This window comes from Marinobacterium alkalitolerans, assembly GCF_017776525.1.
GTDB lineage: Bacteria > Pseudomonadota > Gammaproteobacteria > Pseudomonadales > Balneatricaceae > Marinobacterium > Marinobacterium alkalitolerans.
In genome coordinates, this window is the sequence record NZ_JACVEW010000004.1 from 116,233 (window position 1) to 127,107 (window position 10,875).

At 58.8% G+C, this 10,875-nt stretch carries 11 protein-coding genes and 4 tRNA genes; 6 read left to right on the plus strand and 9 right to left on the minus strand.

The genetic code is table 11. From position 1 onward, the window contains the following. Positions 1-43: 43 nt before the first annotated feature. The 5 genes from dapE to zntB are packed head-to-tail and all read left to right on the plus strand — an operon-like array spanning position 44 to position 3,651. Positions 44-1,189, plus strand: a complete 1,146-nt coding sequence (dapE, locus tag H9C73_RS03950; RefSeq protein ID WP_209286493.1) for a succinyl-diaminopimelate desuccinylase — start codon at positions 44-46, stop codon at positions 1,187-1,189. Next, complete coding sequence (locus tag H9C73_RS03955) at positions 1,186-2,013, plus strand: putative RNA methyltransferase (RefSeq protein WP_209286494.1); 828 nt, start codon at positions 1,186-1,188, stop codon at positions 2,011-2,013. The genes dapE and H9C73_RS03955 overlap by 4 nt, the downstream gene beginning before the upstream one ends. Continuing rightward, on the plus strand, positions 2,010-2,309 hold the full coding sequence (locus tag H9C73_RS03960; protein WP_209286495.1) for a hypothetical protein: 300 nt from the start codon (positions 2,010-2,012) through the stop codon (positions 2,307-2,309). Before H9C73_RS03955 ends, H9C73_RS03960 begins: the two co-directional genes overlap by 4 nt. Next, entirely contained in the window at positions 2,275-2,667 is a 393-nt protein-coding gene (locus H9C73_RS03965) for a hypothetical protein (protein ID WP_209286496.1), read from the plus strand. The genes H9C73_RS03960 and H9C73_RS03965 overlap by 35 nt, the downstream gene beginning before the upstream one ends. A gap of 9 nt (positions 2,668-2,676) precedes the next feature. Further along, positions 2,677-3,651, plus strand: a complete 975-nt coding sequence (zntB, locus tag H9C73_RS03970) for a zinc transporter ZntB (protein WP_209286497.1) — start codon at positions 2,677-2,679, stop codon at positions 3,649-3,651. Here the strand turns inward: zntB and H9C73_RS03975 are convergent. Both H9C73_RS03975 and H9C73_RS03980 read right to left on the minus strand, forming a co-directional pair. Next, positions 3,616-4,533, minus strand: coding sequence for a DMT family transporter (locus tag H9C73_RS03975; protein WP_209286498.1), 918 nt, complete (start codon positions 4,531-4,533; stop codon positions 3,616-3,618). The two genes, zntB and H9C73_RS03975, sit on opposite strands and share 36 nt — an antisense overlap. 59 nt (positions 4,534-4,592) lie before the next feature. Further along, on the minus strand, positions 4,593-5,024 hold the full coding sequence (locus tag H9C73_RS03980) for a hypothetical protein (RefSeq protein ID WP_209286499.1): 432 nt from the start codon (positions 5,022-5,024) through the stop codon (positions 4,593-4,595). 74 nt (positions 5,025-5,098) lie between these two features. Between H9C73_RS03980 and greB the strand changes: the two genes are divergently transcribed. Beyond that, the gene (gene greB / locus H9C73_RS03985; RefSeq protein ID WP_209286500.1) at positions 5,099-5,596 is read left to right on the plus strand and encodes a transcription elongation factor GreB; all 498 of its coding nucleotides are present in this window, start codon (positions 5,099-5,101) and stop codon (positions 5,594-5,596) included. Between the two features lie 91 nt (positions 5,597-5,687). On the opposite strand, the gene H9C73_RS03990 is transcribed toward greB, so the two are convergent. The 7 genes from H9C73_RS03990 to H9C73_RS04020 form a co-directional block, all read right to left on the minus strand. Continuing rightward, a tRNA-Lys gene (locus H9C73_RS03990) sits at positions 5,688-5,763 on the minus strand. A 15-nt stretch (positions 5,764-5,778) separates the two neighbouring features. Next, positions 5,779-5,854 (minus strand) — tRNA-Lys (locus H9C73_RS03995). A 44-nt stretch (positions 5,855-5,898) separates the two neighbouring features. Further along, a tRNA-Asn gene (locus tag H9C73_RS04000) sits at positions 5,899-5,974 on the minus strand. Between the two features lie 24 nt (positions 5,975-5,998). Next, a tRNA-Ser gene (locus tag H9C73_RS04005) sits at positions 5,999-6,086 on the minus strand. Positions 6,087-6,168: 82 nt separating this feature from the next. Further along, entirely contained in the window at positions 6,169-8,958 is a 2,790-nt protein-coding gene (locus H9C73_RS04010; protein WP_209286501.1) for an EAL domain-containing protein, read from the minus strand. Beyond that, positions 8,955-9,905 carry an ABC transporter substrate-binding protein gene (locus H9C73_RS04015; RefSeq protein WP_209286502.1) on the minus strand — a complete coding sequence of 317 codons (951 nt, stop codon included), beginning with the start codon at positions 9,903-9,905 and terminating at the stop codon, positions 8,955-8,957. The genes H9C73_RS04010 and H9C73_RS04015 overlap by 4 nt, the downstream gene beginning before the upstream one ends. Positions 9,906-10,347: 442 nt before the next feature. Next, positions 10,348-10,812, minus strand: a complete 465-nt coding sequence (locus H9C73_RS04020; protein ID WP_209286503.1) for a C40 family peptidase — start codon at positions 10,810-10,812, stop codon at positions 10,348-10,350. Between the last annotated feature and the right edge of the window lie 63 nt (positions 10,813-10,875).

Sequence of the window (10,875 nt, forward strand, 5' to 3'; positions counted from 1 at the left end):
GCCGGTGTGCGGGGCTTCGCCTTTATAATCCAGGATCGCGACCATGACACAGCTTTCACCCACACTTGAACTGGCCAAGGATCTGATCAGCCGCCGCTCGGTCACCCCCGAAGATGCCGGCTGCCAGGAACTGATGATCAGCCGACTGGAGGCGCTGGGCTTCAAGATCGAGCGGTTGCCGTTTGAAGAGGTGACCAATTTCTGGGCCCGTCGGGGTGACAGCGGTCCGGTATTCTGTTTCGCCGGCCATACGGATGTGGTGCCCAGCGGCCCGGAGGAGCAGTGGGATTTCCCGCCGTTTGAACCGGTCATTGAAGAGGGCTATCTCTGTGGCCGCGGTGCTGCCGACATGAAAGGCAGCCTGGCCGCCTTCATTACCGCCGTCGAGCGCTTTGTTGAGCACCACCCTGATCATCAGGGCTCGATTGCCCTGTTGATTACCAGTGACGAGGAAGGCCCCTTCGTCAACGGCACCACCCGGGTGATTGACCATCTGGAAGCCCGTAACGAGAAGATCGACTGGTGTATCGTGGGCGAACCTTCCAGTACCGAGAAGGTGGGCGACATCATCAAGAATGGTCGGCGCGGCTCCCTGAGCGGCACCCTCAAGGTACGCGGTGTGCAGGGGCATGTGGCCTACCCGCACCTGGTGCGCAATCCAATTCACGAAGCCGCACCGGCACTGGCCGAGCTGGCTGCTACCACCTGGGATGAGGGCAACGACTTTTTCCCGCCTACCAGCTTCCAGATCTCCAACATCCACGGCGGCACCGGCGCCACCAACGTGGTGCCCGGCGAAGTGGAAATCGCATTCAATTTCCGCTTCTCGACCGAAGTGACGGCCGATGAGCTGAAAGTGCGTGTCCGCGACATCCTCAACCGTCACAACCTGGACTGGGATATCGACTGGGTGCTGTCCGGTAACCCCTTCCTGACCGCCGCGGGCGAACTGGTTGATGCCAGCCGTGAGGCGATCAAGGGGATCATGGGTTACGATACCGAGCTGTCCACATCCGGTGGCACCTCCGATGGCCGCTTTATCGCACCGACCGGTGCGCAGGTGGTCGAATTGGGGCCGGTCAATGCCACCATCCACAAGATCAACGAACGTGTCCGTGCCCGTGACCTGGAGGATCTGTCCTCCCTGTATGAAAACATTCTGGCACGCCTGATGGTCAAGGACGCATGACCACACCCGCACTGATCTGCCCGGTCTGCCACCAGCCCCTGCTGGCGGAAGCCAAACGCCTGCTCTGCCCTGACGGCCACAGTTTTGACCGTGCCCGCCAGGGCTACTGGAACCTGCTGCTGCCGCAGAAAAAGCGCAGCAAGGCCCCGGGCGACAGCGCCGATATGGTGCTGGCACGGCGCCGCTTTCTGGAGGCCGGCCACTACACCCCTCTGGCTGACCGGCTGAGTGCACTGCTGGCACAACACCTGAATATCACCTCCGAGAGCCAGTTGCTCGATCTTGGCTGCGGCGAAGGCTGGTACACCGACCGGCTCGCCCGCCAACTGGGCCTGTGCACAACCGGGCTGGATATCTCCAAGGACGCCATCAAGACCGCCTGCCGACGCAACCCGGACATTCACTGGCTGGTGGCTACCGGGGCGGATATTCCGCTGGCACCCGAGTCAGTGGATGCCGCAACACTGATCTTCAGCCGCCTGATGCCCGAGCCCACGGCACGTGTCCTCAAACCCGGCGGCCTGCTGCTGGTGGTGACACCGGGGCCTGATCACCTCCGAGCCCTGCGCCAGACAATCTACGACGAAGTCCGCCCCGGCTCGGGATTTGAACCGGCACGGCTGCTGGAAGAGCACTTTGACAGCGTATTGCGCGAGTCGCTGGCGTTCGAGTTTCAACTGGATACGCCCGACGCCATTCAGGACCTGCTGGCCATGACACCGCACGGGCACCGCCTGAACCAGCAAGCCCGCGCACGTCTGGACAAATGCACACAGCTGAACGAGCAGGCCGACTTCACCCTGCACCTGTTTCGCAAGCGATGAACCTGCACCGGTTCAAGGCACATTTACGTGAACGGGCGGAAAACCCGCGCGGGAATCTGCGCCTTTTGCTGAGCGGCGCGTTCATGTTCTTTGCCGGCCTTGGCGGCATCATGCTGGCCCAGCATGGGCTGCCCCCGAGCCTGAAAGCGGAAATTCTGGCACTGGCCGGCTTGATCCTGCTGAGCCTCGGCAGCATACTCGCCTTATACGGCTACCTGAGCCTCAGCCTGCTGCGAATCTGGCATTTTCTGGATGACGATGATGACCCAAGAGACGACACGCCACCCCGACATTGAGATCTACATCAAGGGGCGCACGCTTGAACCCATACTCGCCTGGCTGGAGCAACGTTGCGAGGCACTGGAGGAGGTCCAGTCCAGTGGCAACACTCATCACCTGATGTGCACCATGAACGGCCAGCGCGTACCGCTGATGATCCATGAACGCGCGCTGGGCAAGGCCTGGACCAGCCTCTGGTTCCGCTCCGACGCCACCCCCTGGGTGCGTGATCTGGACTGTGCAGAAGAAGCCTCTGCCGCACTGGACACTCAGGTACGCTGCATCGTATCCGGTTGGCAGGATGGCGACGATCCGGACGAGTGGTGGCGCATCGAAGCCGGTGAAACCGAAAAAATTACCTGGCGCACTGAATAGGACGGCCCCATGGCACTGGACTCTGATCCCCTGCACGCTCTGCTGCTCGATGGCGAAGGCGGCGCACGCGCGCTGCCCCCTGAGCAGGTTGATCGCTGGACCCCGGAACAGGGGCTGCTCTGGCTGCACCTGGACTATACCGACCCCCAGGCCAAACACTGGCTGGAAAACCACAGTGGCCTGCCGGAACTGGCCGTGGACGCCCTGCTGGCCGAAAATACACGCCCCCGCGCCGTTACCCTGAACCAGCACCTGCTGCTGGCCCTGCGCGGCGTGAACACCAATCCCGGCGCCGATCCGGAAGATATGGTCTCGATCCGGCTCTGTGTGTCGGCCGGTCGCATCATTTCCACCCGCAAGCGCCGCCTGCTCTCCGTGGTCAAACTGGTCGACGATCTGCAGCAGGGACAGGGCCCCTGCAACAGTGCAGACCTGCTGGTACAGCTGAATGAACGGCTGGTCGAGCGTATGGGGCAAACCGTCGAAAATCTGGACGATGAGCTGTCCGAGCTGGAACTGAGCCTGCTGACGGATGCCCAGAGCGAAATGCGCCACGCCGTTCGCAATCTGCGCCGTCAGTGCATCAGCCTGCGGCGCTACTACTCACCGCAGCGAGATGCCTTCAACCAGCTCCAGAGCGAACGTCTGGAGTGGCTGACAACCGACCACCGCCTGGCCCTGCGTGAGATCAGTGACCGCCTGCTGCGCCACATTGAAGATCTGGACATGCTGCGCGAACGGGCCGCCATGGCACAGGAAGAGCTGGCCAGCCAGCAGAGCGAACAGCTCAACCTGCGCATGTACGTGCTGTCGATCATTTCGGCGATCTTTTTGCCACTGGGCTTCCTGACCGGCCTGCTGGGCATCAACGTGGGCGGCATTCCCGGGGCCGACAACGACAACGCCTTTATGATGTTCCTCATCAGCCTTGTGCTGATGGTTGGCGGGCTATTCTGGCTGTTCCGCCGCTGGCGCTGGCTCTGACTGTTTCAGCTTCTGCTGCAACACGACGGCGCCCACGATCAGTGCCAGCCCGATGAACGTGGCGGGCACGATGGGCTCGTTCAGGAACAGACGGATAAACACCAGCGACAGAAAGGGTGACAGGAAAATCAGGTTGGAGATCCGGCTGACGTGGGTGGCTGAGCGCATGGCCCCCAGCCACAGCAGGAAAGTCACCCCCATCTCAAACAGTCCCACGTAGGCCGCCCCGAGCATCCCCTGCAGAGAAGGCACCACCAGCGCGCCCTGCCAGGCCATTACCGCCCACACCATGGGCGTGCCAAACAGGAAACAGAGCAGCAGGGTCACCGCCGGTGCACCCTGAGCCCGGGTATTCAGAATCCAGTACAGCGCCCAGATCAGAGTGCTGCCCAACGCCAGTACAACCCCGGCGGTGCTGTCGAACTCCAGCGCCAACACCTGCCCCCGGGTCGCAATCACCAGCGCCCCCAGATAGCCCAGCAGCATGGCGATCACATCCACCTTCTGCAGCTTCTGCTTCAGCATGGGGACAGCCAGCAGCGCCAGCGTCAATGCCCAGGTGTAGTTGAGCGCCTGAGCCTGTTGCGCCGGCAGCAGGTCATAGGCCTTGAACAGCACCAGATAATAGAGCATGGGATTCAACGCCCCCAGCGTGAAGAAAAAGCCGGGACGGGCTCTGAGCTGCAGCAGCAGCTCCCCCCACTGGCGCTTCCAGCTGACAGCCAACGCCAGCACAAGCGTCGAAAACAGGCCCGACCAGCCCAGCAGCTGGAGTGGCGTCAGTGTTTGCAGAGACAGTTTGAAGGCGGTCGCAACGGTGGACCATAGCAGGACGGCGCTCAGGCCAAGCACCATCGCTCTGGGTTGAGATTTCACAGACATCGGCGTTCCTGTCAGGTGGGGACCAAAACGCGCTAGGAAAACATATTTCGGGGCCTGTGTCAGGCTCTTGCATCGATGGCGTGGCGGGCCTGGTCGATCTCGCCAGCCAGGTTGCTGGCCGCGTAGAGGGCCACCTGCTCGAAACGGTCGGACTTCAGTGCCTGCGCCCTCGGGGTACGTGCCTGAACATCCAGTCGGGCAACCTGAAACGCATAGTCGCCCGGATTGGGGTCATTAATGGAATGATTCAGACGATCCACCACCTGCGGCGTATGCAACTGTACGGGGTCCGGATAACTCAGGGGCGCCGCTTCGGGCAGTGCAAATCCTTCACCGGTGGGCGCACCCGGCGCCTGAGGCTGGTAGATCTCCTGGTTGGAGGCGATGAGACTCAACAGGAAAGCAAATTGGGCACCATTAGGCGACTGCACCGCCTGTGGCAGTGAGGCCGTATAGGTTTCTATCCTGTTTTGAATCTTGTCTGCTTGCATCTTCCCTCCACTCAGGCTGGTATTATCGGCAAGCAGCTGTAATTCTTTATGTTTTTCATCAAGCGAGGTATTGAATGGGACGCTGGCGACCGCCTCAGGCCAAAAGTTCACCCTATATCACTCGGGAAGGCTACGAACGGCTCACACAAGAGCTCAAATACCTGTGGAAAGAGAAACGCCCCGAGGTGACTCAAGCCGTGAAGGAAGCAGCGGCGCAGGGCGACCGTTCCGAGAATGCCGAGTACATCTATGGCAAGAAACAACTGCGTGAAATCGACCGGCGGGTGCGCTACCTGTCCAAGCGACTGGAACATATCAAGGTGGTGGACCGCGTGCCCGACGATACCAGCCGCATTTTTTTCGGTGCCTGGATTACCCTGGTGGACGAAGAGGACCGTGAACGCCGCTACCGTATTGTGGGCGCGGATGAAATCGACCCGGCCAGGGGCTACATCAGCATCGATGCACCGCTGTCACGACAGCTGTTGAAAAAACAGGTGGGTGATGAAGTCGTGATCGAACGCCCGGAAGAAGGTGAACTCTGGCTTGAAGTGCTGGCCATCGACTATTGATGGTCGGCCTGTTGAACGTACTCAATCAGCTCGATCAAAGCGAATGCATGCAATGGATTTTGAATCGGGGCAGGTAAAGAGAAACCGGAAATGGTGGGTCGTATAGGACTCGAACCTATGACCAATTGGTTAAAAGCCAACTGCTCTACCAACTGAGCTAACGACCCTCCGGTTGCGAAGAGTGGTGGGTCGTATAGGACTCGAACCTATGACCAATTGGTTAAAAGCCAACTGCTCTACCAACTGAGCTAACGACCCGCTCTTTGCAGATGATCAAGCCAAACAGGCTAGATCGATTGGGTTGGCTCCCCGAGCTGGACTCGAACCAGCGACCAATAGATTAACAGTCTACTGCTCTACCAACTGAGCTATCGGGGAAAAACCCAAATCATCCTTTTAAAATGGCGGAGGGACAGGGATTCGAACCCTGGGAGCCTCTCGACTCGTCGGTTTTCAAGACCGGTGCTTTCGACCACTCAGCCATCCCTCCAAAGGATGGGCGCAAATATTACCTTCTAAATTTTTGGTGTCAACCATTAAGTGGCAAAAAATTACGTAACCTGCAGAAATGGTTATATTTTTACCTGTTGTTCACCCAGCTCGGACAGGGGCCGCGGTGCCGAGAACAGGTATCCCTGCAGCTCATCACAGCCCCGGGCTTCCAGGAAGCTGGCCTGAGCACGGGTTTCCACCCCTTCGGCCACGACCTGCAACCCCAGCGAGTGGGCCAGAATGATGATGGTTTCCACGATGACACGGTCGTCTGCGTCCGTTTCGATATCACGTACAAAGGAGCGATCAATCTTCAGGTAATCGATCGGCAGGCGCTTCAGGTACTCCAGCGAGGAGTAGCCGGTACCAAAGTCATCGATGGCCACTTCCACCCCGAGCGCCTGCACTGCTGCCAGCTGGTCTGCTGTGGTCGCAAAATCCTCCACCAGCGCGTTCTCGGTCACCTCAATGCACAACTGCTCCGGCTTAATGTTATGCGCTTCGATGGTACTCCTCAGCGTTTCGGCCCAGTTGCCACTCTGGAACTGTCGAGGTGAGAGGTTGATGCCGATCTGCTTGCTGGCCAGACGCGGATCATTCAGATCGTCCACAACCTGCTGCAACAGCCAGGCGGTCATCTGCTCCAGCGCATCCGTGGTTTCAGCCAGCGGAATAAACTCGGCCGGTGACACCGTGCCAAGCTCCGAGCTGTGCCAGCGCATCAGGGCTTCATACCCCGTGATTTCACCGCTCGGTTTCAGTCGCGGCTGATACACCAGACTGAATTCCCGCTGCTCAAGCGCACGCGGCAGGGCTGCCTTGATGCGCATGGCACGCTGGTTACGCTCGTTGATCTGAGGATCGAAGAAGGCAAAGCGACCACGTCCCAGCTCCTTGGCAAAATACATGGCGGCATCGGCATGCCCCAACAGGTCTTCAGGGGTATCACCATCACGTGGATAACTCACGACCCCGATACTGCAACCTACGCGCACCTCCCGTTCATCAATGAGATAAGGGGCTCGAAGCCGCTGAATCAGCTTGTCAGCCACCACAGAGAGTGCCGTATCATCGCGCACCTGAGGCAGCAGCAGGGTAAACTCGTCCCCACCGAGTCGGAACGCCCGGTCCGAATCGCGAATCTCTTCACACAGGCGGTGTGCCACTTCGCAGAGCAGGCGATCACCGGCCGCGTGCCCATGAGAGTCATTCACCTCCTTGAACAGATCCAGGTCGATAAACAGGAGCCCGAAAGGTTCGTGGTAGCGTTCGCCGCGATGCACGGCTTCGGTCAGGGCATGCATGAACTCGGTGCGGTTATACAGGCCGGTGAGAGAGTCGTGATAGGCGAGCCGGTGCAGATCCTGCGCCGCTCGCTTCTCCTCGGTGATATCCTGGAAGATGCCGAAATAGCCGTCCAGTTCGCCGTCCCGGTTGTAAATACCGCTGACGGACAGGCGCACCGGATAAAGGATGCCGTCGGCACGCCGGTTTTCCAGCTCGCCCGTCCACTTGCCCTTTTCCCTGAGTGTCTGCCACAGGCGTGAGTAAAACGCCTGATCCTGCTGCCCGGACTGCTGAATGGAAGGTGCCTGACCCAGCAACTCTTCACGACTGTAGCCACTCATCTGCACCAGTGACTCATTCACATCAACAATGCGGTTATCGGCATCAGTAATCATGATGCCTTCGGTCGTGTGCTCAAACACTCGCTGAGCAATCCGCAGCAGGCTCTCGTTGCGTTCCTGTTCAGTAATATCGGTGGCCACTGTCGCCACGGCATAGCAGTTCCCCTGCTCGTCTTCCAGCGGGAACTTCACCATGAACCAGCGGTGCAACTCCCCCTTTACGGGAAACTCGATCTGGAACTGGACCGGTGCGCGAGTCTCCAGCACTTCCTTATCGCGGACCACGATCTGCTGTGCATAAGGGTCGTCCAACAGATCAAATACCGAGCTGCCATTCTCGTCCGGCTGCCCCAACACCTGAACGAAACGTTCGTTGTAGAGACGGTAAACACCGTTCAGGTCCTTGATGTAGACCATCGACGGGATGAACTTGAGGATATTCTCCATCTGCCGGTTGAATTTGACGATCTGCGCCCGGCTGGCCTCCAGACTGCCGGCCATCTGATCCAGCACCTGACCGATCTGACTCAGCTCATCCGCGCCCTTCAGGTTGATACGATGGCTGAAGTCGCCAGTGGATAGCTGTTTGACCGCACCGGTAATGCACTGCAACCGCTGAGTAACCCATTTTTCCAGCAACCACCAGAGCAGAAAGGCAAACAGCACAACTGCCAGTGTGATCCAGACAAACAGCTTGTCCAGCTGGCTGGTAAACGGCTGGAGTACACGCTGTACATCCAGCTCCAGCAAAATGGTGCCGGTTCGGTCGCGCAGGCGGTTTTCAGGGTCCGGGTACAGGTAGGACGCGACGCCATAGAGTGTGTTTTCCCCCACGCTCTGGCGTTCATAAATGGGTTCGGTGGCATTGTGTGAACGTTCCAGCAGGTCCGGGCTCATGTGCAGCGCCAGCGTGTTAACCGACTTGCCCACCTGAGCCAGGCGGCTGGAGGCCACAACCTGCCTGTTCGCATCCAGCACCAGCAGGTGCTTTACTTCGCGGTGAGCACTGGCCACTGCGACTTCTCGCTTCAGGCCCGCCAGATCACCGCGGCTGAGCATGTATTCCGTGGTGCCCTGCAGGCGGTTCAGGGTTGACCTCAGATCATCTTCCAGATTCTGGTGGATCAGATCACTGACAAACGGCCTGACCACTCCGAGCGCCAGCAACAGCAATACCAGCGCCAGAATGACAATACCGCCCGGCAAGAGGCGCCTTAATGGCATCGCGTCAAAAGGCTTCATTCAGGATAACGGCTGTACACCAGCCCCTCCAGTTCGGGGATATGGTCGATCAGGCCGTTGGCCTGCATGATGGCCGCCAACCGTTGCAACTGCTGTTCCAGTGGTGGCGCCTTGCCCGACATCAACGCGGCGGTCTCAGCCTGGCGCGGCAACTCAAGGCCCTCAAGGCTTTGCAGCACCAGCTGAGGCGATACGCCCAGCCGTTCCGACATCATCACTGCGCTGCGTTCAGGCTCCGCCTCGATGAACGCCAGCGTCCGGTTCCAGGCCTCGATGATGCGCCGTACCTGCTTGTGCTCCAACAGGTTCTGCCGCACCACAATCACATCCACGATCTCGCCGGGCAGGCTGCTGGAGTCGAACAGGCGCACAGCCTGATCCACACCGATCTGCTGCGGCACCGGATCAAAGGTGACCAGCGCATCCACTTCACCACGGCGAAACGCCTGAATGTGGTCGTTGACTTCCAGCGGTACCATGACGATGTCATCCGGTGACATTTGGTTGATCTCCAGTGCACGGGAGATCATGTAGGCCCCCAGAGCAGAGGCTTCCAGCCCTACCCGCTTGCCCTTCAGTACTTCAAAGCTGTCAATGCCGGGGCGCGCCAGAATGACGTCGGCGCCCATGGAAATATTTGTCACCTGAATAATGACCGGCTCAAGGCCCATGCGGCGCAGGTTGATCACCTCATCCAGCGTCAGGGCCGCCGCATCAATGGCTCCATTACGAAAGGCGCGCATCACTTCACTGGCAGAGGGCAGTTCAACCAGTGCCACATCCTGCTCGGACAACAGTTCCAGATTACGGGCGATGTAGAGGGGTTCATAGCCGGGCCAGAGGTTGGTACCCAGCTTGAGAGGGGTCGTACTGTGAAACAGATACGTCGAAGCCAGTGCCAGTGCAGCCAGCAGTCCCAAGAGTATTATTCGAAAGCGGATACGCATCATGCGGCTCCTGTCACACTTCACTGTTTATGTTACCGCATTCAGACACCGGCATCACCTTTACCACTGCAGTTGTGGAAAACCGCCTTCACCCCGCCTTTCCCCGAAAACAAGTCACAGATTTACACACATAACGGCACCCCTGTCCCAACTGTTGAAAACCGGTTTGAGCTTGCCCACACTTTCTGTGCAAAACCCTAAGGATAAGTTTTGGAAAGCCCCAAAAGACACATCATAAGATTCTGTTTTATATGGCATTTAAAAAACCGTATATTTATTGAACGGCTTCCGGCAACTTGTCCTCAGGGTCAGAATGTCAACCCCAACTCACCGGTTATTTTTCAACCAAAACAGGGTTTCAGCAAAACATTCAAGCCCTTTTATTCACATTGCGCTCGCTTCTGGCAGCGGGGGTTTTCAGACTGTGCACAACTTACTTACGTCAGGGCAGGCGGCGCCCCATCCACCAGCTCTCGTGCCAATAGGGGTTGTCAAGACGGGAGATCATAACGCCACGGCTGCTGGACGCATGCATGAACTCCCCGTTGCCAAGGTAGATGCCGGCATGACGCTGTTTAAAGCCTGTCTTGAAAAATACCAGATCGGCCGGCTGCAGTTCCGTACGGGAAATTCGCTGCCCCAGCCTAGACTGCTGGGCGGTTGTACGGGGGAGCTGACGGTCGTCGAAGCGGAAGTAAACCTGTTGTATGAAGCCGGAGCAGTCGACTCCGTCAAGGGAACCACCGCCCAGGCGATAGGGCGTACCGGCCCATTCGGAATAGTGTTGCAACAACTGCACCCTGACCGGATGATCCGATGCCACCGTGCGCGGAGCGGGTGGCGTACTGCTGCAGGCAGACAGCATGAGGGTTGCCAATAGAAGCCAGAGCAAGCGCGTCTGTTTCATCCCGGGTGCCTCCTTGAGCGCGTATTCACTCTTATATTAGCGCGACCTGATCCAGCTGTCCTG